The sequence below is a fragment of the Conexibacter sp. CPCC 206217 genome, assembly GCF_030646165.1.
GTDB lineage: Bacteria > Actinomycetota > Thermoleophilia > Solirubrobacterales > Solirubrobacteraceae > Conexibacter.
In genome coordinates, this window is sequence record NZ_JAUTDO010000007.1 from 275,622 (window position 1) to 301,561 (window position 25,940).

Below are 25,940 nucleotides of genomic sequence, written 5' to 3' on the forward strand. Positions count from 1 at the left end.
GCAACGCGCCAATGGTGCTCGCCCTCGCCGCTACGGGGATCGTCATCGTCGCACTGCTCGGCGAGGTCATGCTGCCGCGGATCGGTCAGGCGCTGGAGCACCACCGCGCCCGCCGTCGCCGCATCCCGCAGATCGCGGAGTTCGACGTCGATCCCGGCCGTGAGCGCCGCGCCGAAGCACGGGCCCGCCAGCTGCTGAAGTCGTGCGTCAACGACGAGGAGTGGGCGATGTACCGCGACCTCGGCTTCATCCGCGTCTGGGCCATGCAGGCCGGCAGAGACGGCGCGTCAGCCGCGAGCGGCCGCGCCGATCGCAGCGGCGGCGCGACCGACGCTGACGGGACCGACGGCGGCGCGATCGAGGGCGACGCCGCCGCGCAGGCGCACGCCGACCAGGTGGAGGCGCAGCGCCGCGACGCCGCGCAGCAGGCCGAGTGGGAGCGGATGGAGGGTTTTGAAGAGCGGCCGGAGGTCGATCCACGGCCCGGGCCGCCGAACCGCGGGCGCCTCAGCCGCCGCAATCGTCTCTCGCGCCGCGGCGACGTGCGTGACGAGCCGTACGCCTACCTCGTCTATCCGCACAAGCCGATCCTCGCCTACGTCCCGCAGACCGGCCGCCTGCTGAACGAGTTCTGCGTCGAGTTCCCGGACCAGACGCGGCCGTACGGCAGCGCGCGGCTGCCCGACTCCGACGACGTGCTGGCGAAGTGGATGGCGCTGACCGGCGACGAGCAGCGGCTGATCGGCTCGGCCAACATGCACCTCCCGGGCCGCCAGATCGATCCCCGCCAGGTGAAGCGCGACCTTTGGCGACTGCGGCAGTGGGAACGTGAACGGGCCCGCACGGCGGGCACGCCCACGGGGGACACTAGAGTCCCGTCGCAGTGAGCCACGAGCCGTTCGACCTCAAGCACCGCAGCCGCGCCCTCACCGAGGGCCCGCACCGCGCCGCCGCGCGCTCCTACCTCCACGGGATCGGCTATTCGGCCGAGGACCTCGCGAAGCCGATCGTCGGCGTCGCGCACTCGTGGATCGAGACGATGCCGTGCAACTTCAACAACCGCGTGCTCGCGGCGAGAGTGAAGGAGGGCATCCGCGCGGCCGGCGGCACGCCGATGGAGCTGAACACGATCGCGATCTCCGACGGGATCACGATGGGCACCTCCGGGATGCGCGCCTCGCTCGTCTCGCGTGAGCTGATCGCCGACTCGATCGAGCTGGTCGCCAGCGCACATCACTTCGACGCGATCGTCGTGATCAGCGGCTGCGACAAGACGATCCCCGGCACCGTGATGGCGCTCGCGCGCCTCGACATCCCCTCGCTGATGCTCTACGGCGGCTCGATCCGGCCCGGCGTCTACAAGGGCGAGGAGGTGACGATCCTCAACGTCTTCGAGGCTGTCGGTGCGCACGCCGTCGGCAAGATCAGCGACGAGGAGCTGCACGCGCTGGAGGAGGCCGCCTCGCCCGGCGCGGGCGCCTGCGCCGGCCAGTTCACCGCCAACACGATGGCGATGGCATTCGAGGTGCTCGGCATCTCGCCCGCCGGCTCGGCGATGGTCCCGGCCGAGGACGGCAGAAAGCGCGAGGTCGCGTTCGAGGTCGGCGAGCTGGTGATGGACGTGCTCAGACGCGGCCTGCGGCCCAGCGACGTGATCACCAAGCCGGCGCTGGAGAACGCGATCGCCGCGGTCGCGATGAGCGGCGGCTCGACCAACGCCGTGCTGCACCTGCTCGCGGTCGCGAAGGAGATGGGCGTGCCGCTGCGGATCGACGAGTTCGACCGCATCTCCGAGCAGACGCCGCTGCTGTGCGACCTCGCCCCGGGCGGCAGATACAACGCGACCGACCTCTATGCCGCGGGCGGCGTGCCGCTCGTCTTCAAGCGCCTCAGAGAGCACGGCAGACTTCACACGGACGCGATCACAGTCACCGGCCAGACGGCGGGGGAGATCGCCGACGCGGCTCTGGAGACGCCCGGCCAGGTCGTCGTGCGCCCGCTCGATCAGGCGCTGAAGCCGACGGGCGGCTTCGCGATCATGAGAGGCAACATCGCGCCCGACGGCAGCGTCATCAAGCTCGCCGGTCACGAGCGCCGCCACCACGTCGGCCCGGCGCGCGTGTTCGACGGCGAGGAGGCGGCGATGGCGGCCGTGCTCGCGAGCGAGATCAGACCCGACGACATCGTCGTGATTCGCAACGAGGGTCCGGCCGGCGGACCCGGCATGCGCGAGATGCTGGCCGTCACCGCGGCGATCATCGGCGAGGGCCTCGGCGACTCGGTCGCGCTGCTGACCGACGGCCGCTTCTCCGGCGCCAGCCACGGCTTCATGGCCGGCCACATCGCGCCCGAATCCGTCCACGGCGGCCCGATCGCCGCGCTGCACGACGGCGACACGATCACGATCGACGTCGACAACCGCCGCATCGACGTCGACCTCACCGACGCGCAGATCGAGGAGCGGCTGCGCGCGTACGAGGTTCCGCCGCGCCATGACCACAACGTGGACGTGGCGATCCGCAAGTACGCCAAGCTCGTCGGCAGCGCCTCCGAGGGCGCGCTGACGCACTGACTACTCCCGCAGGAACGTCTTCAGCAGCGCGTTGAAGGTCTCCGGCCGCTCGAGCATCGGGACGTGGCCGGTGTCGGGCAGGATCACCTTGCGCGCGCCGGGGATCAGGCGCTCGAAGCGGTCGGCGTCGCGCACGGGGACGGTGCGGTCGGCGGCGCCCCAGACGATCAGCGTCGGGCAGGCGAGCTGGGGGAGCCGGTCGCGCAGCGAGTAGTTCGTCAACGCCGCCAGCGCCGGGATGAAGCCACGTCTGCCGGAGCCCGCCATCAGCTCGAACGCCAAAGCAGCCGACAACCGCTCCGGCTGATGCACGGCGAACTGCAGCACGAGCCGGCGCAGCCGCGCGCGGCGGGCGAACGGCTCGTGGCGCGAGGCGCCCCACGCCGTCACGAAGCCGAGCACGCGCGCGGCCGTCAGCATCGGCTCGCGGCGGGCGTGCTCGCCGGAGACGCCGGCGGCGGCGACCAGCACGAGCCGCGACACGCGCTGCGGCAGCGCCAACGCCAGCTCGGCGGCGATCAGGCCGCCCATCGAGTTGCCGACCGCGACGACCGGCCCCTCGACGCCGAGCTGCGAGCAGAGCGCGTCGAGGAACGCCGCGTAGCCGCTCATCGAGATCGGCCGCTGCGGCAGCTCGGAGGCGCCGAAGCCGGGCAGGTCGACCGCGATCACGCGGTGTGTGGCGGCGAACGCCGGGAGTTGCAGCAGCCAGTTCTGCCAGCAGCCGGAGAGGCCGTGGACGAACAGCAGCGGCGGTCCGGAGCCGAGCTCGACGACGTTCGCCCAGCGGCCGTCGACGCGAACCCAGCGAGCGTGATCGCGCCAGTCGACGGCACGCCAGTCGGTCGCTTCGGCGTGTGCCGTCATCTCCGCCATCGCCCGTCTACCCTACCTCTACACATGCGCATCGCCATCGACATCGACTCGACGCTGCACAACTACTGGGACGTCTTCTCCAAGCTCGCGCGCAAGCGCTTCGGGGTCACGCTCGCCTACCAGGACCAGGTCACGTACGAGATAGACCGGCTGCGGCCCGAGCAGGTCGACGCGCTGACGGCCGAGAGCCACGCGGCACTGCACGTGCTCGGTGCGAGACCGTACGAGGGCGCGGTCGAGACGATCGCCGCCTGGCATGAAACCGGTCACTTCATCCACATCACCAGCCACCGCGCGAGAGAGGCGCACGAGCCGACCGCGCAGTGGCTGGAGCAGATCGGGCTGCCGTACGACGAGCTGTACTGCTCGTGGGACAAGATCAGCCGCTGCACGGAGATCGAGATCGACGTGCTGATCGACGACGCGCCGGTGAACATCCTCAGAGCGCAGGAGCAGGGCATCGTCCCCGCGACGATCCTGCACCCGTGGAACCGCGAGCTGTGCCACGAGGAAGGCGTCATCGCGGCGTCCGACTGGGCGGAGCTGGCGCAGCGCCTCAGCCCCGTGCTGGCCGGCACCGCAGCTCGCCAGGGCTGAGACCCGGGGTGCGCAGGCACCGCAAACACAAGCGGTTTTGGCAGATAAACCTGTGCATCACCCGACTTCCGACCGGAGCGTGCGTAGAATCGCGCCAACGGGAGATCGGGTGCGCAGTCGAAGATTCATCATCGTGGCCGGGCTTGTCGGCGTCCTGCTGGTCGGGGCTGTCGGTGCCTACGCCTACGACCACAGCAGGCGCGAGACGATCGCCGACGGCCTCGTCGTCGGCGGGGTGCCGCTCGGCGGCCTGAAGCCCGACGCGGCGCGCGCGAAGCTGCAGCAGCAACTGCGCAGCTCGCTCTCGAGACCCGTCGTGGTGACCTACGACAGACAGCGGTTCGCGCTGTCGCCGCGCGTCGCGCACGTCCGCGCGCGCTATGACGCGATGATCGACGAGGCGGTGTCGCGCAGCCGCGAGGGCTCGATCTTCGCGCGCGTCGGCCGCGGCGTCACCGGCGGCGGCGTCGACGAGCACCTGCGCGCGCGGGTCGTCTACGACCGCCGCGCGGTCGACCGCTTCGTCGACGGCGTCGCCACACGACTCGACCGGCCGCCGAGAGACGCGACGATCAGCTTCTCCGGCAGCTCGCTCGGAGCGGTCGAGGGCCAGCCCGGCGTGACCGTCGACACGCGCCGGCTGCGACGCGCCGTCGCGCGCGAACTGCGCTCCGTCAGCGGCGACCGCACGGTCGTGGCCAGAGCGAGCAGCGTCAGACCGAAGGTCGAGACGGCCGCGCTGGCGAAGAGATATCCGACCGTCGTGACAGTCGATCGCGCCAACTTCAAGCTCTACCTCTGGAAGGGTCTGAGAGTCGCGAAGGAGTACGTCGTGGCGATCGGGCAGATCGGGCTCGACACGCCGGCGGGCCTCTACGCGATCCAGAACAAGGCCGTCGACCCGGTCTGGAGCGTGCCCAACAGCGCGTGGGCAGGGGACCTGGCGGGCACTGTCGTCCCGCCAGGACCGTCAAATCCGATCAAGGCGCGTTGGATGGGCATATTCGACGGCGCCGGCATACACGGCACCGACGCCGACTATTCACTGGGAACCGCTGCATCGCACGGCTGCGTGCGGATGGCGATCCCCGACGTGATCGAGCTGTACGACCAAGTCCCGGTCGGGACGCCGATCTACATCGCCTGAGCTGATCCGTTGACCGGCCCGCTGCGCAGCTCATCCACAGAGATTTCTTCCCAACCTTGGTTCAGCAAAGAGGCATGATGGTCGCTGTGGCGAATAGCGAGAGCGCCGATGAAGATCCCACGCGTTTGTTTCCGCATGACCGCATACCACAGAGTCGTCGCATCATCCGTACCCTGGATGCGAAACCATGGGCGTTGCGGTCCGTCGATCTCGCTTGCGAGCCCGGCCTCCAGCAGCTGTCTACCGGTGGCGATCTGACCAGTGTCGGTGTCGATGAAAAACAGAGCCATGATCACGCAGCCTAGCGTTGCGGTGATCAGCGACGGCTGGCGCCAGGCCCTGCTGCTGCAGGAGCAGGACCTCCGCCGTCGCGGGGCCGCGGAGAAGACGCGCCGCGCCTACGCGATCGACAGCTCCCAGTTCGTCGATTGGGCCGACAGCCACCGGATCGCCCCGGACGAGGTCACGCCGCGCGCGCTGCGCCGCTACGCCGCCGGGCTGACCGCCGACGGCCAGGCGCCGACGACGGTCGCGCGCAAGCTCGCCTCGCTGCGCTCGCTCTTCCGCACGCTCGTGGAGCACGGCGAGCTGCAGCAGAACCCGGCCGACCTGCTGTCGGCGCCGCGCAAGGCGTCGCGCCTGCCGCACGTGCTGAAGCCGGCCGAGGTCGCCAGACTGCTCGACCGCATCCCCGCCGACACGGCCCTCTCGCTGCGCGACCGCGCGCTGTTCGAGGTGGCGTACGCGTCCGGCCTGCGCGCCGAGGAGCTGGTCAACCTCGACGTCGGCTCGATCGAGTTCGACGAGGAGCGCGTCCGCGTCGAGGGCAAGGGCTCCAAGACGCGCTTCGTCCCGGCCGGCGAGCCCGCGCTGCGCGCGATCGCCCGTTACCTGGAGAAGTCCCGGCCCGCGCTCGCGACGGCCGAGACGGACCACGCGCTCTTCCTCTCCAAGTCCGGACGGCGCCTGTCGACCTCCGACGTGCGCCGGCGGCTGCGCGTCTGGGCACGGCAGGCAGCCGGCGTCTCGACGGCCGGCGGAGTCTCTCCGCACGCGCTCCGGCATTCCTTTGCCACTCACCTCCTGGACAACGGGGCGGACCTGCGGTCGATCCAAGAACTGCTCGGACATGCGAGCATCTCTACGACACAGGTCTACACTCGGGTAGAGTCCGCGAAGCTGAGGTCGGCATACGCCAACAGCCATCCTCGGGCGTAGGACGAGGGGGCGGCGCTGGAAACAAACGTTAAAGCGATCGAGCTCAAGGATCTCTGGCGCCGCTACAAAGCGAGCGGCGACGGACGTGCCCGAGAGCGACTGGTCGTGGCCTATTCGCCATTGGTGAAGTACGTCGCGGGCCGCATGGCCTCCGGCCTGCCCGCGCATGTCGAAGAGGCAGATCTCATCTCCTATGGACTGATCGGCCTGATCTCGGCGATCGAGCGTTTCGACCTCGGCCGCGAAATCAAGTTCGAGACGTACGCGATCCCCCGCATCCGCGGCGCGATCATCGACGAGCTGCGCTCGCTCGACTGGGTTCCCCGGTCGGTGCGCGCGCGTGCCCGTGAGATCGAGCGCGCCAACGCGAAGCTGGAGCACAGACTCCAGCGCGCGCCGACGGATGAGGAGATGGCGCGCGAGCTCGACATGACGATGGACGAATTCCAGGACGCGCTGATCCAGATCTCGAACTCGACGATCGCGGCGTTGGACGAGCTGTGGACCGTGTCGGACGCCAGCGGCGACCAGATATCGCTGCTCGACACGTTGCACGACCCGGACGCGCCCGATCCCGAGAAGATCGTCGACGCGAGCGAGCTGAAGGACCGCGTGGCGGATGCGATCGCGCGCCTGCCCGAGCGGGAGAAGCTCGTGATCGCGCTCTACTACTACGAGAACCTGACGTTGCGCGAGATCGGCGAGGTGCTCGGCGTGACCGAGTCCCGCATCTCGCAGCTGCACACGAAGGCCGTGCTGCGGCTGCGTTCGCGGCTGCAGAGCGAAGACGCCGAAGCCGGCGTCTGAAACCTGGCGTGACTGCATGCGAACCAGCCCCTTGGCGGGGGCTGGTCCGCAGATGTATGGTCGGATCACTTCGAGCAGAGGAGATCGGGCATGCACAAGTCCGCCGGCAGGATCCGGAACGTCGCCCTCGTCGGTCACCGCGGTAGCGGCAAGACGTCTCTGCACGAAGCGCTGCTGTACACCGCCGGCGCGGTCAGCCGGCTCGGCAGGGTCCCCGACGGGACGACGTTCTCCGACGCCGATCCGGACGAGAAGGCGCGCCAGATGTCGATCTCCGCGACGCTGGCGTCGTTTCAGTGGCAGGACCGCAAGGTCAACCTGATCGACACGCCGGGGGAGCCGAGCTTCGTCGCGGACGCGCTCGGCTCGCTGCGCGTCTGCGAGTCGGCGATCTTCGTCGTCAACGCGGTGATGGGCGTCGAAGTCACGACGACGCGGCTGTGGCAGCGCGCGGCCGAGCTGGACCTCGCGCGCCTGGTCTTCGTCAACATGCTCGACCGCGAACGGGCTGACTTCTTCCGCACGCTCGAATCGCTGAAGACGGCCTTCGGCCCGCACGTCGTCGCGACCGAGATCCCGATCGGGCGCGAGCACGAGGTCTCCGGCGTGATCGACCTCGTCGACATGAAGGCGTACGCCTACGACGGCGACGGCCGCGAGAACTGCCGCGAGGTCGCGATCCCCGACGCGCTCGCCGACGAGGCGCAGGCGTACCGCGAGAGACTGATGGACGAGGTCGCGGAGAACTCCGACACGCTGATGGAGCGCTACCTCGAGGGCGAGGAGATCTCCCACGCCGAGATCGTCGCCGCGCTCGAGGAGGGGACCAACCACGGCGCCCTGTTCCCGGTCACGTGCGGCGTCGCGACGCGCAACCTGGCGACCAACCGGCTGCTGGACGCGATCGTCGAGGACCTGCCGTCGCCACAGAAGCACGGCGGCCTGCAGGTCGCCGGGATGACGCTGGAGGCGGTCGAGGACGCCGACATCTACGCCTACGTCTTCAAGACGCGCGCCGACCCGTTCGCGGGGCGGATCAACCTCTTCCGCGTCTACCAGGGCGTGATCGCGCACGACAGCCACCTGCTCAACACGCGCGCCCACTGCAAGGAGCGGATCGGGCAGCTGCTCGCGTTCGGCGGCAGAGAGACCGCGCACGTGGACGAGTTCGGGCCGGGCGACATCGGCGCGGTCGCGAAGCTGAAGGAGACGCGCGCGGGCGACTGGCTGGCGGAGCGCGACGAGCCGATCTCGATGCCGTCGATCCCGCTGCCGGCGCCGGTGATGGCGTTCGCGATCGAGCCGAAGACGAAGGGCGACGAGGACAAGGTCTTCACGGCGCTGCGGCGGCTGCAGGAGGAGGATCCGACGATCGACCTGCACCGCGACGCGCAGACCGGCGAGCAGATCGTCGCGGGGCTGTCGCAGATCCACGTCGAGGTGGTCGTCGCGCGACTGCGCGAGCGCTTCGGCGCCGAGGTGATGCTGAAGCCGCCGCGGGTGCCGTACCAGGAGACGATCCGCGCGCAGGCGAAGGCGCACGGCCGTCACAAGAAGCAGAGCGGCGGCCGCGGCCAGTTCGGCGACTGCAGAATCGAGGTCGAGCCGCTGCAGCCGGGGGAGGGCTTCGAGTTCGTCAACGCGATCAGAGGCGGCGCGATCCCCGGCGGCTTCATCCCGGCGGTCGAGAAGGGCTGCCTGGAGGCGATGGAGCACGGCGCCGTCGCCGGCTACCCGGTCAAGGACGTGCGCGTGCGGCTGGTCGACGGCTCCTACCACTCGGTCGACTCCTCCGAGATGGCCTTCAAGGTCGCCGGCGCGCATGCGATGAGAGACGCGCTGGAGCACGCGCGGCCCGTCCTGCTGGAGCCGATCATGCTCGTCACGGTGACGGCGCCGGAGGAGTCGGTCGGCGACGTGATCGGCGATCTCAACGGCCGCCGCGGGCGGCCGCTGGGAATGGGCCCGAGCGGCGGGATGACCGAGGTCAGAGCCGAGGTGCCGATGGCTGAGCTGCTCGCCTACGCGCCAGATCTGCGCGCGATCACGGGCGGTCAGGGCGAATTCGCGATGGAGTTCCTGCGCTACGAGGAACTGCCCCCGCACCTCGCCGGCAGAGTCGTCGAGCAGGTCCGGGAGGAGGCCGGGGCGCTGCGGACGTAGTCGCGGGCGGGCCGGGTGTTGGTACGCTCGGCGACTCATGGCGACGAAGGACATTCGAACGACGCAGGCGCATGTCACCTGCGACGTTTGCGGTCGGACGCTCCTGCGGGGCGAGAATTCCGAGACATATCTGGTCGGCGGCACGCGGCGCGAGGTCTGCGAGCTGTGCCAGCCGCGTGCGCTGCACGAGGGCTGGGTGCGCGAGGGCGCGGCGCTGGAGGGCGGCACCCGCTCGGTGCCTGGCGAGCGGCGCCGCTCGTTCCTGAGCCGGCTCAAGCGGCCGCGCCAGGACGACGCGCAGCCGTCCAACGGCCACACGGCCGACGACCAGCGCGAGGCGCCGACCTCGCGCAGCACGCGCGCGCGCGTCGAGCGCGTCGAGCGGATGGAGCCGCAGCGGGAGCAGCGTCAGGTGCGCGCGGTGCCGACCAACGTCGAGCAGCGCACCGCGACCGCGATCGAGCGCTTCAACCACAGCGAGCACCCGCGCACGATCGCCGGCGTCGCCCGCTCGCTCGGCGCGCCGGTCGTCGTGGCGCGTGCGCTGGAGGAGCCCGCCAGCATGGTCACGATCGTCGTCTCGTGGGAGCTGTGCTGGTACCGCTACGAGGTCGACCTCGACGGCGGCGCGGTGCGCACGGCCGGCCAGGGCTATGAGCTGGACGAGCTCGACGTCGCCGACCGCGTCGAAGCCAACGCCGTCGCGGACGAGTACGGTGCGCTCTCTCCGGCGTAGCGCGTTGGCGCGTCGCCGCACCGCGTCCCCGTCGTGCTCTAGCATCCGCGAGACTTTGGTCGTCGAGACCGGCGAGGACCGTTGATCTACTGCGTAGTGCCGCAAGAGCTGGCTGACGAGCTCTTCGAAAAGCTGACGGCGTACTACGCCGACGACGACAACGTGACGGTGATCGTCGATCGCCGTAGAGGCGAACGCCGTGCGAGAGGCGCTGCCGGCGACGGCGAGCACGTCCGCACCGTGCGCGACCGCCGCAAGCGCTCCGCCGCCGAGCGGATCCCGCGCGCGCCGCTGGAGCCGATCGACGGGAGCGTGTGAAGGTCCTCGTCCACGTGGACGGCGGCGCTCGCGGCAACCCCGGGCCCGCAGCGGTCGGCGTGATCGTGGCGTCGCGGCTGGGTGAAGTGCTGGAGAGCCGTGCCGAGCCGATCGGCGAGGCGACCAACAACGTCGCGGAGTACCGCGCGCTGCTGCTCGGGCTCGAGCGCGCCAGAGCGCTGGGCGCGAACGAGGTCGAGCTCGTCGGCGACTCCGAGCTGGTCGTGCGGCAGGTCAACGGCGAGTACCGCGTCAAGAACCATGCGCTGAAGCCGTTGCACGCGGCCGTGATGGAGGCGCTCGCCGGCTTCGAGCGCTGGCAGCTGCGCCACGTCCCGCGCGAGCAGAACGCGGACGCCGACGCGCTCGTCAACGCAGCGCTCGACGACGCCTGAGACGACCGCCGGGCGCTCGCGCGCACCGCTCGCCGTGCGCCGCTGGAATGTAGGGGTTATGACGCCCAGCCGCCCGTTTGCGCGGCGCATGGCCTGACCACGCCAGCGCGTGGGTATCCAGGACGTGCGCCGAACGCCAGAAAGGGGTTGGTCCATGTCAGAGAAGTGCGAGCACGCGACCCATCAGACGATCCGCCTCAGCAAGGGCAAGCACGCCGCCCCGACCGAGGGCGCGTGTGTGATGGAGCTCGCGTCGATGCTCGCGGGCGAGCCGTTCAGCGACAGGCCAGCTTCGGCCTGTCCGGTCCTCGGCGGCTTCCTGCGGGCCTACAACGACCGCATCGACGACAGACGCAGGCAGGACCTCTACCGCTACGCGTCCGAGGTCGTCGAGACGCGCGGCAGCGCTGAGGTCGAGCGCGCGCGCGAGCGCCGCTGCCTGGAGTGGGCGGAGGAGCGCAAGCGCGAGCGCTCACGCCCGCTGCGCTGGGTCACGCGCGCCTCGCCGACGGTCGTCGACCGTCGGCTCGGGCTCGACGCGGCCGGCACCTACGCGGCCCGCTCGATCCGCCGCCACAACGACCGCACGCACGTGGCCGCGCTGGCGCTGATCGACGAGCTGCTGGCGATGGGCGAGAGCGGCGCGCGCGGGATCGGCGCACGCGACGGCGACACGGCCGCGCCCGCGACGACGGTCTGACGCCGAGCGCACGGCGGCGCCGTGGCCCGCAGCATGCGGGTCGCGCCGTCGTCGCGCGCGGGTCGTGCGGCCGGCGCGCGACGCGCGCGGGTCGTCCGGCCGGCGTCGGGCGCCGCGCCGGCGCCCGCGGCCGTTCTCAGGCCGCGACGTCGTTGGGCGCCAGCACGCTGAGGTCCTCGGGCGGGTCGCCGCTCAGCAGCCAGTGGCCGTCGTCGTCGCGGCGCAGCAGTTCCCGCTCGGACAGCGTCCCGAGCGCTGAGGTGACGGACGGGCGCTGCGCCCCGACGAGCAGCGCGAGCTGCCTGTGCGTCAACGGCAGCGGCACGAGGATGCCGTCGGAGGTGACCTTGCCGTAGCGGTCGGCGAGGTGCCAGAAGAACGCGAGCAGGCGGACGTCGACGCGTTTGAGGCTGTGGATGCTGACCATCACGGCGAGATCCTGCGCGCGCTCGTTGGCGCGCGCGACCAGCGCGGTGATCAGCGGCGGCCAGTGCGCGACGACGCGCAGGAAGTGCTGATCGAGCACCGCGACCCTCAGCGGCTCGATCACCTGCCAATCGACTTCGTGGCGCATCGGCGCGTCGAGGCCGGTCTCGTCCCACGGGCGCAGGATCGTGCCCGGGCCGATCAGCTCGCCGCAGCGGGCCTCCGCGACGGTCACGTCGCGGATCAGCAGGCCGTCGAGCACGAGCAGGCCGAGCTCGACCTCGGGCAGCGGGTTCGCTTGCGGATCCCACGGCCCGGTGGGGATCTCGGCGATCGCCGCGACCGCATGCTGGCGGCAGCGGGCACGGTCGGCCTCGCCGAGGACGCTGCGCAGACCGGCGTCGTGATCGAGCACATAGACGAAGCGGTCGCCTGAACGGGTTGTATCGCTGACACTCATTCCGTCTCAGCAGTACCCGTTCCAGGCGAATCGCTCTCCCAGATTTGATTCTGGGCGCGGACGGCGGGGCGTCACCGGCTCCGAACGGGACCGGTGACGCCCGCCGCCGCGGGCATCACGGGCGGATGATCGCCGGACGTATGATCGGCCGGATGATGGGACGTATGATCGTCATGACTGGGTCACCTCCTCTCCTGGGTCGTCGTGACGGTCGTCACACCGCTCGCCCTGCGACGTACACGAGCTTCGTGTGGGTGTCCTCGTCGGCGTCCTCGTGGAGGACGCCGCCCGTGGACTGACCCAGCACGGCTCGGCAGGCGAGCCCGGCTGACGCCAAGGCTGTGCGAATCGTGGCTTCGGGGTGGTGGCGCTGAACGTGGCGGCTCAGCACCGCACTGCTGCCGCCGATCTCGATCGACGCGGTGCAGAGCGCGCCCGGCACGATCGGACCGGTCGTCTCGCCGCGCCAGATCGCGTCGGCGAGCGGGCGCTCGAAGGTCGCGCGGGTGCTGAAGCCCTCGCGGTACGTCGTCAGCGTGTTGGTGTCGAAGACGTAGACGCCGTCCGCGCTCAGCAGTCGGGCTGCGCTGGCGAAGGCCGCGGCCAGCTCGTCGGCGTCGAGCAGGTAGTTGACCGCGTCGTCGAGGCACGTCACGAGGTCGAACGCGCCAAGTTCCGGTAACGCGCGCATGTCCGCGACGGTCACGCGACCGGGGTCGAGCGCGCCGCTCGTGCGCGCGCGGTCGACCATCGCGGGGGAGAGGTCGCAGGCCCACACGTCGTAGCCGCGCGCCAGCAGCGGGGCGAAGCTCTTGCCGGTCCCGCAGGCGACGTCGAGCGCGCGCCGGCCGGTCAGGCCGTGGCTGCGCGCCAACGTCTCCAGGCGCGCGACCCAGCCGTCGTGGTCGTAGGAGTCGGTGAAGCGGTCGTAGACCGGCGCCAGCTGCTCATAGGCGAGCAGAGCCGGCGAGGAGGGAGCTGTCGTCGTCATGACCAGCTAGACCCTCTGAGCGCTCACAACCGTTTCACATACTTCGCATTCTCTGAGGAAACCTCGATATTTGCTGGTGTGGCCGAGGTGATCGCGGGGGTTCGCGAGCCCCAGCCGGGAGACGCGGAGTGGGATTGGGAGCGAATGCGCACGACGGCCAGACGCGAGGCCCGCCGGTATCTCCTGGCAGCACACGACGTCGACGACGTGGTCCAGGAAGCGCTCATGAGGGCGTGGCGACGGCGTGCGTCCTGTCGCGGCGAGGACCGCGTTCCGTGGATGCGGCAGATCGCTCGCAACGAGGCGCTCAGGCTGCTGGACCGACGCCGCTCGCGCACGGAGCGCGAGCTGCTGGACGGCGACGAGGTGCTGTCCGAGGTGGCCGACGCGGGCGTCGAGGAGGAGCGTGAGAGCCTGCTGATGCGGCTGCAGGTCGGGCAGGTCGTCGGACGGCTCTCCGTTGATGACCGGCGGTTGCTTGCTCTACGCTATGCAAAGGATTTGAGTCAACCAGAGGTGGCGCGGATGCTGGGCATTCCGGAAGGAACCGTGAAGGTTCGTCTCCACCGACTCCGAGGACGCCTGCGGAAGGAACTCGAGACGACCCGATGAAGCCCTATAGCGACATCACCGATCCACGCCTGATCAAGGCGCTTGCACACCCGCTGCGCATCCGGATCCTCGGGATCCTGGAAGAGCGCGAGATGGCGAGCCCGAACGAGCTGTCGGATCTGCTCGGCGTTTCACTCGGGGTGATGAGCTACCACGTGCGCCGGCTGCACGCGCTCGGCTTCCTCGAGCTCGTCAAGCGGACCCCGCGCCGCGGCGCGATAGAGCACCACTACCGCGCGAAGGCGCGACCCGTCGTGACCGACGAGGGCTGGGCGGAGACGCCGTCGATCGTCAAGCGCGCGATGGTCGGGGCATCGCTGGAGCAGGTCACCGGCTACGTCAACAAGGCCGCGTCCAGAGGCGGCTTCGACCGCGCCGACGCGCACCTCAGCCGACGTTCTCTGACGCTCGACGACAGAGGCTGGAGACTGCTCGCGAGCGAGCTCGAAGTGCTGATGCAGAGAGTCGACAGAATCGAGACCGACAGCGCCGAGCGGCTCGGCAGATCCGGCAGCGAGCACGGCGAGGACGCGATCGCCGCCGCGATCGTGCTGATGCACTTCGAGGCGACCGGCGTGCCGGAGAACGACGCTGCGGCGGCGCGCAACGGCGAGGGCCATCTCGGCCGTCGCTCCAGCCGGCGTCCGCGGCCGCTGCACGCGGCGGCGACCGGCGCCGAGCTCGACTGAGCCCGGCGCTCGGGGGCTCGTGACGAAGGTCCTACGGCTTGACGCGGTAGATCGCTCCCGTCACGTCGCCGGCATAGACGTAGCCCGCGTTGGTGCCGAGCGCGACGACCGGCGCGGCGAAGCCGGTCAGCAGCGGCGTCGTCTTGCTGCCGCCGGCGAGCGGCACCGAGACGACCGCCGGGCCTCTGCCCGTGCCCGTGAAGAGCGCGAGGAAGAGGCGGTCGCCGATCGCGCCGAGGCCCATCGGCGAGCTGTGCGCGGGCAGCAGCGAGAGCGGTCTGGCGAAGCTCGCGCACGCGTCCGGCGTGGACCAGTTGCAGCTCGGGAAACCGTAGTCGTCGCCCTCCTGCGGCGCGATCACGTAGTCCGGCGGCTGCTTTCTGCCGAGGTTCTCCTGGCCGAGCGCGGTCGCCAGCGGGCTGCTCGCCCCGGGGGCGAACGTCAGCATCCACGGCTGGCGCAGGCCGGTCGCGAACGATCTGACGTCGCTGCCGTCGGTTCTGAGCGTGACGATCGACTGCGCGAAGGGCGCGGCGACTCTTCTGGCGTCGCCCTTCTCGCCCATCGTGACGCCCGCGTAGATCAGCCCGTCGGGGCCGAGCGCGATCCCGTTGAAGCCGGTGAAGCCTCTCGGGGCGGTGTAGATCGTCTTGAAGCCACCGCTGAACGCCCTGCCGTTCCAGCCGCTGGCGGCGGCGATCGTCGGGCCGGAGGAGAGGTAGAGCGTGCCGCCGGACCACGCGAGCCCGAAGACGCTCTTCGGCGATCCCTTGACGCGGGTCGCTCTGCCGCTGGCGAGCACGTAGACGCCGCCCGGGGCCGAGCCGTCCTCCGCGCCCGCGCCGCTGACGAAGACGGTGCCCTTCGCGAACGCGAACTGGGTCGGCGTCGGCACGCCCTGGGCGACGGTCGTGACCTTCGCGCCGTTGGCGGCCTTCGGCGGTGGCGGCGGGCCTTGGGGCGCTCTTCTGGCGGCCGAGGCCGTCGCGGCGCCGAGTGGCACGAGCGCGAGCGTCAGCGCCGCGGCGCGGACGATCCGCAGGTGGTTCATGTGGGTTCTCCTGAGTCGAACGTCGGTGTCAGCGCAAGCTATGCACTGTGCACCGGCACGACGTCGGGAGGATCCCCCAAACTACCCCCGAGGCTCTCCTGTTCGTCTCCCTCGCGCTGCCCGCGCAGCTTCAGCCCGACGATCGGGTAGATCGCGGTCGAGCAGATCGCTGCGACGATCAGGCTGGCGGCGGTCGAGGAGCGCATGTGGCCCTCCTCGACGGCGATCGTCGTGATCGCGACGACGAGCGGCAGTTCGGTCGCGCTGAAGAAGGCGAGCGCCGTGCGGTCGCGCGCGCTGAGCACCTTGCGATAGAGCAGCATCGCGGGAGCGCCGCGCACGATCAGGAACAGCGCCAGGAACATCGGCACCTTCAGAAACTCGATCGGATCGTCGGTCAGCGCGCTGAGGTTGACGTTGATGCCGGAGACGACGAAGAAGAACGGGATCAGGAAGCCGTAGCCGATCGCCGTCAGCTTCGACTCCAGCACCTCGACCTCGCGCCCGCGCAGCGCCAGGCGCAGGATCACGCCGGCGACGAAGCCGCCCAGCAGCAGGTCGAGGCCGAGCTCCGCGGCCAGCGCTGCGAGCGCGAAGACGACGACGACCGTGACGCGGATCGCCAGCTGGCTGCTCGCCTCCAGCGTTCTCTCGACGAGGTCCCAGCCGGTGCCGACGGAGCGCACGGTGATCACACCCGTCAGCACGGTCAGGACGATGAAGGCGATCAGGATCGCGGCGTTGGAGAGCGCGCTCTTGGTCGAGAAGACGAGCGTGATCAGCAGGATCGGGCCGAACTCGCCCATCGCGCCGGCGCCGAGCAGGTAGGTGCCGAAGCGCGTTCTGAGCTCATTTGCGTCGCGCAGGATCGGGATCAGCGTGCCGATCGCGGTCGTCGCCATCGCCGAGCCGACGAACACGAGCGACAGCACGATCCCCAGCGCCGCGAGGATCCCGCCGAGCGCGTAGGCGAGCACGAGCGAGATCAGCCAGCCGAGCGCCGCCAGCTTCAGCGGCTGACCCTTGATGCGGTCGAAGTCGATCTCGTAGCCGGCGAAGAAGAACAGCATGCCGAGGCCGAGGTTGGAGAAGAACGAGATGAACGGATCGTTCTGCGCGATGCCGAGCACCTCGGGGCCGATCACGATCCCGAGCACCAGCTCCAGCACGACGACCGGGACGACCAGCCGTCTCGCTATCAGCCCTGCCAGCACGGCTGACATCGCCGCGACGACGACGATCGCGAGGAAGGAGCCGCTGTCGACGTCGCCGGGGGTCATGGCCGCGGCACTCTATCCAGTGGTGCGTGCGCGCGCGAGGGCGCGTGCGCGAGGGTCAGTCCTTGCCGTCGAGCGCCTGGCGCGCCAGTTCGAGCACGCCGTCGCGGCTGCCGGCGACGGCCATGAAGCGGCCGATGTGGCAGAAGCGCGCGTCCGGCACGCCCGTGATCTCGACCAGCTCGGCGTCGGAGCGGCCGGCCCACTGCTCCGGCAGGTCCTTGCGGTTGGAGAACTCGCCCAGCACGGCGGGGACGGCCTGCAGGCCCCAGTCCTGCTCGCGCGGGTAGACGACATAGAGCGCCTCGGGCGCCGACGGCACCAGCTCGCGATGCCACGGCATGCCGCGGTCCAGCTCGATCAGGCGCGGGTCCTCGGCTCTGGCGATAGCAGCGCGCACGAGCGCGGCGGCGCGCACCTGTGCGGCCGCGGACGCCAGCTCGCGCGCCAGCACGCCCTGCGCGAACTGCAGCGCCGCCTCGAACGCCTCCTGCTTGGCGGCGCCGGAGGCGTCGTCGTCCCAGTTCGGATTGAACGCGGCGACCGCGTGCGAGAGCGTCATCGGGGAGGCGACGTCGGGCAGCAGCGGCTGGGTGATCGTCTGGCCGGTGTCGTTGGCGTCGATTCCCTGCACGAGCACCTCGTCGAGGCGCTGGGCGACCGCGTCGCTGCCGCCGGCGATGCGGGCGCCGAATTCGCGCCAGACGAGGCCGAAGGAGGCGTAGCGGATCCCGTTCGGGCGCTCGCCCGCGCCGCCGCGCTGATGGTGGTCGAAGTCCGCGCTGGCGGGGTCGTTGCGCTGGCCGACGTCGACGCGCAGGTCGGCGGCTCTGAGCAGTTCGGGATCGCGCGTGCGCACGATCGTCAGCGGCCCGCGCGCGGGCTCGGCGGCGACGAGCAGTCTCAGCGCGGCGAGCGCGAAGACGTCGTCGGCGTGGAAGGAACCGGAGTGGGTGGCGACTCTCATCGCCGGTCACGGTAGGGCATCGCGGCGGACGGCACGGCGGCGGGCGCGGGGCGGGCGCCAGGCCGCGCGGGCGGCGGGCCCGGTCGGGCGGCGTTCTACCGCGGACGCGCGGCGCCGCCCGGCTGCGCCGCCAACTGTCGCAGCGCGCTGCGCGAGCGCTGCGACCACTCGACGGTCGTGCGCAGGTGCGAGACGACGCCGTCCTGCACGAGCGCGGAGCCGAACGCGCTGCTGCGCGCGCCGAGCGGCTGCTCGCCGTCGCCGTCGCGCTCGGCGATCCGCGCAAGCTGGTCGCGGCACTGCTCCTCGACCGCGCGCAGCGCGTCCAGCAGCGCCGGAACGTCGTCGGGCTGGGCGAGGATCAGCTTCATGTGCAGCTCCTCGCGCAGCGGCGTCTTGCGGGCGGGCTGCTGCATCCAGCTGTGAAAGTGATCGCGCCCGGCGGCGGTCGCCTCGTAGACGACGCGCGGGTGCGGCCAGGGCGCGTCGCCGACGCGCGGGCCGCGGTCGACCTCGACGATCAGCCCCTTCTTCTCCAATGCCGTCAACGCCGGGTAGACGGCGGTGCCGGAGAAGCCGAAGACGTCGCCGAACAGATCCCTCAGCCGGTCGGCGATCTCGTAGCCGTAGCCACGCCGCCGCACCAGCTGTCCCAGCACCACGTTCTGTACCGACATCGCGCCCCGTTCGTCCCTGGTCTGAAGCTCGTCGAGGAGCGTGAACGGAGCTGGGGCGGGGTGGTTGCGCAAACAGGCGGGAAGCGTTCGACCGTTCAACGGGCCTCGACCGCTACTCCTCGACTGCAGGCCGGCGCCGCACGAGCGCGAGCGTCAGCACGATCCCGCCCGCGACGACCGCGAACGACAGCGCCATCGTCGTGCCGAGCGCGGACAGGAAGCCGTCGGTGACGGCGGTTCTCAGCGCCGCCTGCGTCTCGTCGGGGAAGCCCGCGAGCGCTCTGGCGGCCGAAGGCGTGCCGGCCAGCAGGCCGTCGAGCGTCGAGGCCGTGTCCTTGCTGATCGTGACGCCGGCCTTGGCCGCATCGTCGACGGTACGATCGTTCTGCAGCGCCTCGAAGAGGGCGCCCGAGACCGCGACGCCGAACATCGGCCCGACGCCGCCGATCGCCGCCAGCACCCCGCCGATCGCGGCATGCAGCCGTTGCGGGACGGTCCCGAGCGCGGCGAGGTTCAGCGGCGTCAGCGCCGCGCCGATCCCCAGGCCCAGCAAGGTCAGCGGCAGCCACAGGTCGGCGTATTCGGTGCTCGCGTCGATCCGCGACAGCAGCAGCATCGCCGACGCGGTGAGGGCGAGACCGCCGACGATCGGCCAGACCGGGCCCCAGCGGCTGTACGCGCGGCCGCCGAGCGGCATCCCGAGCACCATGCCGGCGCTGGAGGGGAGCAGCAGCAGGCCGGTCTGCAGCGCGTCGTACTGAAGCACCTCCTGCAGATACATCGGCAGGAAGAACAGCACCGCGCCGAGCGCGAAGTTGAGCACGAAGAGCGACAGCACGGCGCCCGTGAGGTTGCGTCTGCGGAAGATCCCGAGGTCGATCAGGGGCGTCTTGAGGCGCGGCTCGACGACGACGAAGGCGATGAAGAGGATCGCCCCGAGCGCGAACGCGGCGATCGTCTGCGGCGAGCTCCAGGCCCATTCGACCGGCGACTCGTTGAGCGCGAGGATCACCGCGGCGAGCGCGCCGACGGAGCAGATCAGGCCGATCAAGTCGATCGACGTGCCGCCCTCCTTGTCGCGCGTCTCGCGCGCGCCGAGCGAGCCGATCAGGATCAGCGCGCCGACGATCACGTTGATCCAGAGGATCCAGCGCCACGACAGCTCGCTCGTGAAGAGGCCGCCGACGGCGGGGGCGAGGCCGGAGAAGAGCGCGGTCGCGGCGCCCCAGACACCGACCGCCATGCCGCGCCGTTGGCCGCGGAAGGCGTCGGTGACGATTGCCAGCGAGGCGGGGGTGAGGACGGCGGCGCCGACCCCGCAGAGGATCAGCGAGACGATCAGGACGATCGGCGACTGGGCGAGCGCGCCGGGTACCGAGGCGGCCATGAAGAGGATCGTGCCGGCGAGCAGGACGCGGCGGCGGCCGTAGACGTCGGCGAGGCGGCCGGCGGCGATCATCAGCGAGGAGTATGCGAGCAGGTAGCCGGTGACGGTCCACTGCAGGACGGTCGTGGAGGTGTTGAACTCGCGGTGAAGGGTGGGGATCGCCAGGGCGATCGCGACGTTGGGCACCGAGGTGATGCCGCTGGCGAGGCCCATCGCGACGAGCAGTTTCGTCGTGCCGCCGCCAGCCCGCGATTCGGCCCCGGTTCCGCTGTCCGTCGTGAGCGCCATGGCGCGACACCGTATTGCAGACGACTGTCGGCGAGCAAGCGTGCGGGACTACACTCCATAGGTATAAAATCGGATCAAGATTTTTGTCAAGCAACACGACCGAATCAGGGAGCCTTTCCATGGCGTTGACGATCGGCGACACCGCCCCCAACTTCAAAGCCCAGACGACCGAGGGCGAGATCGACTTCCACGAGTGGATCGGCGACAGCTGGGCCGTGCTCTTCTCGCACCCGCGCGACTTCACGCCGGTCTGCACCACCGAGCTCGGCTACATGGCGTCGATCAAGCCGGACTTCGACAGACGCGACACGAAGATCATCGCGATCTCAGTCGACCCGGTGGACAACCACGGCAGATGGGCCGAGGACATCGAATCGTCCCAGGGCACCGCGCCGAACTACCCGATCATCGCGGACACGGACCACGCGATCGCCAAGGCCTACGGCATGCTGCCGCCCGAGGTCGAGGGTGACCCGACGGCCCGCACGCCCGCCCAGAACGCGACGCTGCGCAACGTCTTCGTCGTCGGCCCGGACAAGAAGATCAGACTCGTGCTGATCTACCCGATGACGACGGGCCGCAACTTCGACGAGGTCCTGCGCGTGATCGACTCGCTGCAGCTGACCGCCAAGCATGCGGTCGCGACCCCGGCGCAGTGGAGACAGGGCGAGAAGGTCATCATCGCCGGCTCCGTCAGCGACGACGCGGCGAAGGAGAAGTACCCGGAGGGCTTCGAGCAGCCGCTCCCGTACCTGCGCATCGTGGACGCGCCGAAGAGCTGATCCACCCTCGGCGAGCGGCGCGCCGCGCGGCGCGCCGCCCGCCGAGGTCTGCTTCGAGCACCGGCACTCTTCGAACCGCAGCGGTTCGAAAAGTGCCGGTGCTCAGGCGTTCCCGCGGCTCAGCTGAGCAGACGGAACCACTCGACGACGACGGGTTCGTCTGGCCGCAGCACCCAGCCGCGGTCGCCGGCGTCGGCGCGGATGAGGTCGGCGGCGGCGCTCCAGAAGGCGACGTGCGCGGCTCGCCAGGAGGCGGCGTCGGCGAAGCCCTCGCCCTCGTCGCGAGCGATCTCGTCGCCGACGGCGTCGAGCGCGACGACCCGGACGGCCGTCGTCTCGACGATCCCCTGGACGCGGCCGCTGCCGTCAACCAACGTGCGGCGTTCGCCGACGCGTGGCAGCGGCTCGCCGGAGCGGTACTCGACTGCGAGCGAGCTGGTCGCCGTCTTCTCGCCGCGCAACACAGCTGCGAGCAGCCGGTCACCGAGTCCGCCATCGCCGTCGTACCCGAACCGCATCGTCGGTCCCATCCCGTGAACTCTGCCAGCCACCGCGTCGCCCGCGGCGGGTAGCGTTCCGGAACAGAGGATTTCAGCTCGGGCCGAAGCTCCCTCATGCCACGACCCGCGGCTGCGCGAGACCCGGCGGACTGGACACGAGCGGCGCGGTGCTGAAGGACGGCTCGGGCCTGACCGGGAACCTGATCACGGCGGACACCAGGCGCAGCTGCAACGGGCCGGCGGCCGGCGGCGTCTTCGCCAAGACCGGCACGCTCGGTGACTGGACGGCTTCAACCCCAGCGACCTGGAGGGCATTTTCGCGGCCAACGACGACGTCGGGAAGGTCGCAGCGTTGATCCGGGGCGCCTACTGAAGCGGCCGCACCTTCAAAACGACGAAAGCCCCGCTGTCGCGGGGCTTTCGTTACAAGCGGATGAAGAGACTCGAACTCTCGACCTTCTGCATGGCAAGCAGACGCTCTAGCCAACTGAGCTACATCCGCAGGGCTTCGCCAGTATATCCAGCTCAGCGCGGGACGTGTCGTCAGGTTCGTGGGGGGAGGAGCTTGCCGGGGTTCAGGAGGGCCTTGGGGTCGAGCGCCTGCTTGATCGCGCGCATTGCCGCTACCTGGGCGGTGCCGCGGGCTCGCTCCAGCCAGCGGGCCTTCGCGACGCCCACCCCGTGCTCGGCGCTGATCGTGCCGCCGTGCTCGAGGACCAGCTCCAGCACGGCGTCGTCGGCGCATTCGTCGTCGTCGTCCGGGCCGAGCAGGTTGACGTGGACGTTGCCGTCGCCGAGGTGGCCGAAGAGGATCGCTCGCACTCCGCCGGGGAGGTCGGGGCAGGCGGCGGTGACTGCGGGCGGGACTGCGGCGAGGAACGCGCCGAGCTGCGCCAGCGGCACGCCGACATCGAGCTTGTGCGGCACTCCGGCGGCGCCGATCGCGTCGGCATGGCCTTCGCGCAGCGCCCACAGGCGCTCTCGGCTCGGCGTGTCGTCGGCGATCAGCGCGTCCTCGATCCCCGCGCGCTCCAGCGCGGCGGCGAGTTCCTCGGTCGGGTCAACTCGCGCGGCGCATTCGGCCAGGACATACACGGGCGCGCGGGGGGCGATCGGCGAGTTGCGGCGCTGGTGCTCCAGCACGAGCGACAGGCCGTCGTCGAGGAAGAAGTCGCAGCTTTCCAGCGACGGGGCCTCGGCGCGCAGCGCAGCCAGCAGCTCCGCCGCCGCCTCGACGGACGGCAGCGGCACGAGTGCCGCCACGCGTGCGTCGTAGCGCGGCGCCAGTCGCCACAGCACCCGCGTCACGATCCCGAGCGTCCCCTCGGAGCCGACCAGCAGCGAGGTCAGGTCGTAGCCCGCGTTGTCCTTCGCGAGGCCCGCCATGCGCGTCACGACACTGCCGTCTGCGAGCACCGCCTCGATGCCCGCGACGTGCGCGCCCGCGGTGCCGTGGCGCAGCGCCCGCGCGCCGCCGGCGTTGCAGGCGACGGCGCCGCCGATCGTGCACGAGTCGCGCGCGGCGAAGTCGAGGCCGGCATCGAAGCCGGCGTTGCGGGCGGCGGCTTGCAGTGCCGCGAGCGTCACACCGGCGCCGACCTCCACGAGCCCCAGGGCGGCATCGACGGAGCCGATCTCGTTCAGGCGGATCAGGGACAGCACGACCTCGCCGTCACCCGGCACCGCACCCCCAACCAACCCCGTGTTCCCGCCCTGCGGCACCACAGCCGCGCCTGCCTCCGCGCAGGCCCGCACAACCCGAGCCACCTCGGCCGCATCGCCCGGCCGCACGACCATCAGCGCCCGTCCGCCGAACCGCCCCGTCCAGTCGCGCTCGAACTGCTCGGTCAGCTGCGGGTCTTCGAGCACGTGGCCGGCGCCGACGACCTCGATCAGCTGATCTCTGAGACTCGGCATAACGTGTGACATGCTACTCGCAGGATTCCGGGAAGGAGAGGACCAGAACAGTGGGCGGCGAGCGAGAGACGATCTTCACGCTGGAGGCGACGCCGGTGAAGTTCGGGCCGGGCGCAGCGGCCGACGCGGGGTGGGAGCTGAAGCGGCTCGACGTCTCGCGCGTGCTGCTCGTGACCGACCCGGGAGTCGCCAGGCTCGGCCATCCCGACAGGATCAGACAGCTGATCGAGGCGGAGGGGATCGAGGTCGTGCTGTGGGACCGCAGCCGCGTCGAGCCGACGCTCCAGTCGCTCCAGGAGGCGGCCGACTTCGCGATCGAGCACCACGTCGACGGCTTCGTCTCCGTCGGGGGCGGCTCCGCGATGGACACCGCGAAGGTCGCCAACCTCGTGCTCAGCCACCCGGCCCCGGTGATGGACTACGTCAACGCGCCCGTCGGCGGTGGGCGCAAGCCGCCGTCGCCGCTGAAGCCGCACCTGGCGATCCCGACCACGTCCGGGACCGGCTCCGAGGCGACCACCGTCGCCGTGCTCGACATCCCGGAGCTGAAGGTCAAGAGCGGGATCTCGCACCGCTACCTGCGGCCGGCGCAGGCGATCGTCGACCCGGATCTGACGCGCACGCTCGGCCCCGAGGTGACCTCCTCGGCCGGGCTCGACGTCGTCTGTCACGCGGCCGAGTCGTACATCTCCAAGCCGTTCGACGCGCGCCCGCGACCAGCCGGGCCCGACGACCGCCCGCCCTACCAGGGCGCCAATCCGGTCGCCGACGTGTGGTCCTCCAAGGCGCTGGAATACGGCGGCAGATACCTGCGCCGCGCGGTCGCCGATCCCGACGACGTCGAGGCGCGCGGGTACATGATGCTCGGCGCGACGATGGCCGGAGTCGGCTTCGGCTCCGCCGGCGTGCACATCCCGCACGCGTGCGCCTACCCGATCGCCGGGCTCAAGCACGTCTACCAGCCGCCCGGCTATCCAGCCGACCACGCCTTCGTGCCGCACGGCCACTCCGTGATCGTGACCGCGCCCGCCGCCTTCCGCTTCACCTACGCGGCCGCGCCGGAGCGCCACCACCACGTCGCCGAACTGCTGCACGGCGCGCCGATCGCCGATCCCGGCCCCGACACGCTGCCGGACGTGCTGATCAGCCTGATGCGCGACGTCGGGGCGCCGCGCGGGATCGCCGAGTTGGGCTACGACGAGGACGACGTGCCGGCGCTCGTCGAGGGCGCCCTCAAGCAGCAGCGCCTGCTCGTGCTCGCGCCGCGCGAGCCGACCCCGCAGGACCTGCACGGCATCATCACCGCGTCGATCCGCAACTGGTGACGCCGCCGTGCCGGAGGAGGAGAGATCGCCAGCGCTCGATCCGCAGCCGGTGACGGAGCCGCGGCCGGCGCAGCAGGCGAAGCGGCTTGCACTCGACGCGCTCGAAGGCACGCAGAAGACGCTGACGGAGCGGGCCGTCGCGGCGCTGCGGGCGGCGATCGTCGACGGGCGGTTGCGCGCCGGGGAGCTGTACTCCGTCGCGAGACTTGCCGCGCAGCTCCAGGTCTCGCGCACGCCCGTGCGCGAGGCGCTGCTGCTGCTGGAGCGTCAGGGGATGGTCCGCTTCGAGCGCAACCGCGGCGCGCGCATCCTGGAATCCTCCGCGCACGACCTCGACGAGGTCTTCGCGCTGCGGCTGCTGCTGGAGGTGCCGGCCGCGCGGCGGGCCGCGGAGCTGGTCGGCGAGCAGGAGCGGACGCGGCTGGGGGAGATCCTCGACGCGATGCGCGACGAGATGGACAGAGGCGACGAGAGCGCCTTCATGGAGCACGACAAGAGCTTCCACGAGACCCTGCTGACCGCGGCCGGCAACGACCGCCTCGTCGGCGTCGTCGGCTCGCTGCGCGACTTCGTCCGCTTCCGCGGCGCCACGACCGTCGGCCGCGGCCGCGACCTGCGCGCGATCTACGACGAGCACGCGCGGATCCTCGACGCCCTGCGCGCCGGAGACCCCGACGCGGTCGGCACCGCGATGCGCGACCACCTCGTCCACACGCGACAGCTGTTGTTGGCGGCGGCCGAGCCGGCGAGCGACATGGCCGGCCCGGTAGACCCGCCGTGGCCAGTTCGGATGAGCTGAGCGCCGGGGCGTCCGTCGTGAGTGGGTTCGGAGAGCGCGAACCTACCCCGATCATCTACGCTACCCAACTCGTTGGCGACGTGGCGGAGTGGCTACGCAGCGGCCTGCAAAGCCGTGTACACCGGTTCGATTCCGGTCGTCGCCTTCTCGGGGATCTCGAGGGGCGTTGGTGGTCATAGCGCTGCCTGTGGCCTGAAGCGATGTGTCCACATCTCGTCGTCAATCGGCGCACGCGGCAACCTGCTGCTCGAGCCGCTGGTGCG

Annotated in this window: 27 protein-coding genes and 2 tRNA genes; 17 read left to right on the forward strand and 12 right to left on the reverse strand. The window is 70.8% G+C overall.

Features of this window, described 5'->3' with window-relative positions:
• The first annotated feature begins 11 nt into the window (after window positions 1–11).
• Together Q7L65_RS20410 and ilvD are read left to right on the forward strand one after the other, a co-directional pair.
• Window positions 12–887 (forward strand): hypothetical protein, encoded by an 876-nt coding sequence (locus Q7L65_RS20410; RefSeq protein WP_304723977.1) that lies wholly within the window; start codon window positions 12–14, stop codon window positions 885–887.
• On the forward strand, window positions 884–2,572 hold the full coding sequence (gene ilvD, locus Q7L65_RS20415; RefSeq protein WP_304723978.1) for a dihydroxy-acid dehydratase: 1,689 nt from the start codon (window positions 884–886) through the stop codon (window positions 2,570–2,572). Before Q7L65_RS20410 ends, ilvD begins: the two co-directional genes overlap by 4 nt.
• On the opposite strand, the gene Q7L65_RS20420 is transcribed toward ilvD, so the two are convergent.
• Window positions 2,573–3,448 carry an alpha/beta fold hydrolase gene (locus Q7L65_RS20420; RefSeq protein WP_304723979.1) on the reverse strand — a complete coding sequence of 292 codons (876 nt, stop codon included), beginning with the start codon at window positions 3,446–3,448 and terminating at the stop codon, window positions 2,573–2,575.
• 24 nt (window positions 3,449–3,472) lie between these two features.
• Between Q7L65_RS20420 and Q7L65_RS20425 the strand changes: the two genes are divergently transcribed.
• Window positions 3,473–4,045 (forward strand): hypothetical protein, encoded by a 573-nt coding sequence (locus tag Q7L65_RS20425; RefSeq protein ID WP_304723980.1) that lies wholly within the window; start codon window positions 3,473–3,475, stop codon window positions 4,043–4,045.
• A gap of 133 nt (window positions 4,046–4,178) precedes the next feature.
• On the forward strand, window positions 4,179–5,192 hold the full coding sequence (locus Q7L65_RS20430; RefSeq protein ID WP_304723981.1) for a L,D-transpeptidase/peptidoglycan binding protein: 1,014 nt from the start codon (window positions 4,179–4,181) through the stop codon (window positions 5,190–5,192).
• On the opposite strand, the gene Q7L65_RS20435 is transcribed toward Q7L65_RS20430, so the two are convergent.
• Window positions 5,180–5,482, reverse strand: a complete 303-nt coding sequence (locus tag Q7L65_RS20435) for a hypothetical protein (RefSeq protein ID WP_304723982.1) — start codon at window positions 5,480–5,482, stop codon at window positions 5,180–5,182. The two genes, Q7L65_RS20430 and Q7L65_RS20435, sit on opposite strands and share 13 nt — an antisense overlap.
• On the opposite strand from Q7L65_RS20435, the gene Q7L65_RS20440 reads away from it, so the two are divergent.
• The 7 genes from Q7L65_RS20440 (at window position 5,481) to Q7L65_RS20470 (ending at window position 11,529) form a co-directional block, all read left to right on the forward strand.
• Entirely contained in the window at window positions 5,481–6,410 is a 930-nt protein-coding gene (locus Q7L65_RS20440; protein ID WP_304723984.1) for a tyrosine recombinase, read from the forward strand. The two genes, Q7L65_RS20435 and Q7L65_RS20440, sit on opposite strands and share 2 nt — an antisense overlap.
• 15 nt (window positions 6,411–6,425) lie before the next feature.
• Entirely contained in the window at window positions 6,426–7,217 is a 792-nt protein-coding gene (whiG, locus tag Q7L65_RS20445) for an RNA polymerase sigma factor WhiG (protein WP_304724177.1), read from the forward strand.
• 90 nt (window positions 7,218–7,307) lie between these two features.
• Window positions 7,308–9,380: an elongation factor G gene (gene fusA / locus Q7L65_RS20450; protein ID WP_304723985.1), complete on the forward strand. Its 2,073-nt coding sequence runs from the start codon at window positions 7,308–7,310 to the stop codon at window positions 9,378–9,380.
• A 37-nt stretch (window positions 9,381–9,417) separates the two neighbouring features.
• Window positions 9,418–10,116, forward strand: a complete 699-nt coding sequence (locus tag Q7L65_RS20455) for a hypothetical protein (protein WP_304723987.1) — start codon at window positions 9,418–9,420, stop codon at window positions 10,114–10,116.
• Window positions 10,117–10,212: 96 nt separating this feature from the next.
• Window positions 10,213–10,434 (forward strand): hypothetical protein, encoded by a 222-nt coding sequence (locus tag Q7L65_RS20460; RefSeq protein ID WP_304723989.1) that lies wholly within the window; start codon window positions 10,213–10,215, stop codon window positions 10,432–10,434.
• Window positions 10,431–10,829, forward strand: a complete 399-nt coding sequence (locus tag Q7L65_RS20465; protein ID WP_304723991.1) for a ribonuclease HI family protein — start codon at window positions 10,431–10,433, stop codon at window positions 10,827–10,829. Before Q7L65_RS20460 ends, Q7L65_RS20465 begins: the two co-directional genes overlap by 4 nt.
• 154 nt (window positions 10,830–10,983) lie before the next feature.
• Window positions 10,984–11,529, forward strand: a complete 546-nt coding sequence (locus Q7L65_RS20470; protein WP_304723993.1) for a hypothetical protein — start codon at window positions 10,984–10,986, stop codon at window positions 11,527–11,529.
• 136 nt (window positions 11,530–11,665) lie between these two features.
• Here the strand turns inward: Q7L65_RS20470 and Q7L65_RS20475 are convergent, their stop codons facing one another.
• On the reverse strand, window positions 11,666–12,415 hold the full coding sequence (locus Q7L65_RS20475; protein WP_304723995.1) for a Crp/Fnr family transcriptional regulator: 750 nt from the start codon (window positions 12,413–12,415) through the stop codon (window positions 11,666–11,668).
• Window positions 12,416–12,629: 214 nt separating this feature from the next.
• The gene (locus tag Q7L65_RS20480) at window positions 12,630–13,406 is read right to left on the reverse strand and encodes a class I SAM-dependent methyltransferase (protein ID WP_304723996.1); all 777 of its coding nucleotides are present in this window, start codon (window positions 13,404–13,406) and stop codon (window positions 12,630–12,632) included.
• 78 nt (window positions 13,407–13,484) lie between these two features.
• Here Q7L65_RS20480 and Q7L65_RS20485 point away from each other — a divergent pair, with 78 nt between their 5' ends.
• The gene (locus tag Q7L65_RS20485; RefSeq protein ID WP_304723999.1) at window positions 13,485–14,018 is read left to right on the forward strand and encodes an RNA polymerase sigma factor; all 534 of its coding nucleotides are present in this window, start codon (window positions 13,485–13,487) and stop codon (window positions 14,016–14,018) included.
• Window positions 14,015–14,707, forward strand: a complete 693-nt coding sequence (locus tag Q7L65_RS20490; protein WP_304724000.1) for a transcriptional regulator — start codon at window positions 14,015–14,017, stop codon at window positions 14,705–14,707. The genes Q7L65_RS20485 and Q7L65_RS20490 overlap by 4 nt, the downstream gene beginning before the upstream one ends.
• A gap of 31 nt (window positions 14,708–14,738) precedes the next feature.
• Here the strand turns inward: Q7L65_RS20490 and Q7L65_RS20495 are convergent, their stop codons facing one another.
• The 5 genes from Q7L65_RS20495 to Q7L65_RS20515 form a co-directional block, all read right to left on the reverse strand.
• Window positions 14,739–15,758, reverse strand: a complete 1,020-nt coding sequence (locus Q7L65_RS20495) for a sorbosone dehydrogenase family protein (RefSeq protein WP_304724001.1) — start codon at window positions 15,756–15,758, stop codon at window positions 14,739–14,741.
• 38 nt (window positions 15,759–15,796) lie between these two features.
• A complete protein-coding gene (locus Q7L65_RS20500) occupies window positions 15,797–17,038 on the reverse strand; it encodes a cation:proton antiporter (RefSeq protein WP_304724003.1) in 1,242 nt (413 codons plus the stop codon).
• Between the two features lie 55 nt (window positions 17,039–17,093).
• Complete coding sequence (locus Q7L65_RS20505) at window positions 17,094–18,002, reverse strand: MYG1 family protein (RefSeq protein ID WP_304724007.1); 909 nt, start codon at window positions 18,000–18,002, stop codon at window positions 17,094–17,096.
• A 95-nt stretch (window positions 18,003–18,097) separates the two neighbouring features.
• The gene (locus tag Q7L65_RS20510) at window positions 18,098–18,679 is read right to left on the reverse strand and encodes a PadR family transcriptional regulator (RefSeq protein ID WP_304724009.1); all 582 of its coding nucleotides are present in this window, start codon (window positions 18,677–18,679) and stop codon (window positions 18,098–18,100) included.
• Between the two features lie 112 nt (window positions 18,680–18,791).
• Window positions 18,792–20,354 carry an MFS transporter gene (locus tag Q7L65_RS20515; RefSeq protein WP_304724010.1) on the reverse strand — a complete coding sequence of 521 codons (1,563 nt, stop codon included), beginning with the start codon at window positions 20,352–20,354 and terminating at the stop codon, window positions 18,792–18,794.
• A 119-nt stretch (window positions 20,355–20,473) separates the two neighbouring features.
• Between Q7L65_RS20515 and Q7L65_RS20520 the strand changes: the two genes are divergently transcribed.
• The gene (locus Q7L65_RS20520) at window positions 20,474–21,136 is read left to right on the forward strand and encodes a peroxiredoxin (RefSeq protein WP_304724012.1); all 663 of its coding nucleotides are present in this window, start codon (window positions 20,474–20,476) and stop codon (window positions 21,134–21,136) included.
• A 119-nt stretch (window positions 21,137–21,255) separates the two neighbouring features.
• On the opposite strand, the gene Q7L65_RS20525 is transcribed toward Q7L65_RS20520, so the two are convergent.
• From Q7L65_RS20525 to Q7L65_RS20535, 3 genes are all read right to left on the reverse strand, one after another.
• Complete coding sequence (locus tag Q7L65_RS20525) at window positions 21,256–21,666, reverse strand: ASCH domain-containing protein (protein WP_304724013.1); 411 nt, start codon at window positions 21,664–21,666, stop codon at window positions 21,256–21,258.
• A gap of 398 nt (window positions 21,667–22,064) precedes the next feature.
• Window positions 22,065–22,138, reverse strand: a tRNA-Gly gene (locus tag Q7L65_RS20530).
• 41 nt (window positions 22,139–22,179) lie between these two features.
• A complete protein-coding gene (locus Q7L65_RS20535) occupies window positions 22,180–23,553 on the reverse strand; it encodes an FAD-binding oxidoreductase (protein WP_304724014.1) in 1,374 nt (457 codons plus the stop codon).
• Between the two features lie 50 nt (window positions 23,554–23,603).
• On the opposite strand from Q7L65_RS20535, the gene Q7L65_RS20540 reads away from it, so the two are divergent.
• The 3 genes from Q7L65_RS20540 (at window position 23,604) to Q7L65_RS20550 (ending at window position 25,822) form a co-directional block, all read left to right on the forward strand.
• On the forward strand, window positions 23,604–24,878 hold the full coding sequence (locus tag Q7L65_RS20540; protein WP_304724015.1) for a hydroxyacid-oxoacid transhydrogenase: 1,275 nt from the start codon (window positions 23,604–23,606) through the stop codon (window positions 24,876–24,878).
• Between the two features lie 7 nt (window positions 24,879–24,885).
• Entirely contained in the window at window positions 24,886–25,677 is a 792-nt protein-coding gene (locus Q7L65_RS20545; RefSeq protein WP_304724016.1) for a GntR family transcriptional regulator, read from the forward strand.
• 74 nt (window positions 25,678–25,751) lie between these two features.
• A tRNA-Cys gene (locus Q7L65_RS20550) sits at window positions 25,752–25,822 on the forward strand.
• The last annotated feature ends 118 nt before the right edge of the window (window positions 25,823–25,940 follow it).

Coding starts and splice junctions, on each gene's coding strand:
- Q7L65_RS20515 (WP_304724010.1), bottom strand. CDS start 20,354: ATGGCGCTCACGACGGACAGCGGAACCGGGGCCGAATCGCGGGCTGGC.
- Q7L65_RS20520 (WP_304724012.1), top strand. CDS start 20,474: ATGGCGTTGACGATCGGCGACACCGCCCCCAACTTCAAAGCCCAGACG.
- Q7L65_RS20420 (WP_304723979.1), bottom strand. CDS start 3,448: ATGGCGGAGATGACGGCACACGCCGAAGCGACCGACTGGCGTGCCGTC.
- Q7L65_RS20495 (WP_304724001.1), bottom strand. CDS start 15,758: ATGAACCACCTGCGGATCGTCCGCGCCGCGGCGCTGACGCTCGCGCTC.
- Q7L65_RS20455 (WP_304723987.1), top strand. CDS start 9,418: ATGGCGACGAAGGACATTCGAACGACGCAGGCGCATGTCACCTGCGAC.
- Q7L65_RS20475 (WP_304723995.1), bottom strand. CDS start 12,415: ATGAGTGTCAGCGATACAACCCGTTCAGGCGACCGCTTCGTCTATGTG.
- Q7L65_RS20535 (WP_304724014.1), bottom strand. CDS start 23,553: ATGCCGAGTCTCAGAGATCAGCTGATCGAGGTCGTCGGCGCCGGCCAC.
- Q7L65_RS20425 (WP_304723980.1), top strand. CDS start 3,473: ATGCGCATCGCCATCGACATCGACTCGACGCTGCACAACTACTGGGAC.
- fusA (WP_304723985.1), top strand. CDS start 7,308: ATGCACAAGTCCGCCGGCAGGATCCGGAACGTCGCCCTCGTCGGTCAC.
- Q7L65_RS20440 (WP_304723984.1), top strand. CDS start 5,481: ATGATCACGCAGCCTAGCGTTGCGGTGATCAGCGACGGCTGGCGCCAG.
- Q7L65_RS20525 (WP_304724013.1), bottom strand. CDS start 21,666: ATGGGACCGACGATGCGGTTCGGGTACGACGGCGATGGCGGACTCGGT.
- Q7L65_RS20435 (WP_304723982.1), bottom strand. CDS start 5,482: ATGGCTCTGTTTTTCATCGACACCGACACTGGTCAGATCGCCACCGGT.
- Q7L65_RS20410 (WP_304723977.1), top strand. CDS start 12: ATGGTGCTCGCCCTCGCCGCTACGGGGATCGTCATCGTCGCACTGCTC.
- Q7L65_RS20480 (WP_304723996.1), bottom strand. CDS start 13,406: ATGACGACGACAGCTCCCTCCTCGCCGGCTCTGCTCGCCTATGAGCAG.
- Q7L65_RS20500 (WP_304724003.1), bottom strand. CDS start 17,038: ATGACCCCCGGCGACGTCGACAGCGGCTCCTTCCTCGCGATCGTCGTC.
- Q7L65_RS20470 (WP_304723993.1), top strand. CDS start 10,984: ATGTCAGAGAAGTGCGAGCACGCGACCCATCAGACGATCCGCCTCAGC.
- Q7L65_RS20510 (WP_304724009.1), bottom strand. CDS start 18,679: ATGTCGGTACAGAACGTGGTGCTGGGACAGCTGGTGCGGCGGCGTGGC.
- Q7L65_RS20505 (WP_304724007.1), bottom strand. CDS start 18,002: ATGAGAGTCGCCACCCACTCCGGTTCCTTCCACGCCGACGACGTCTTC.
- Q7L65_RS20490 (WP_304724000.1), top strand. CDS start 14,015: ATGAAGCCCTATAGCGACATCACCGATCCACGCCTGATCAAGGCGCTT.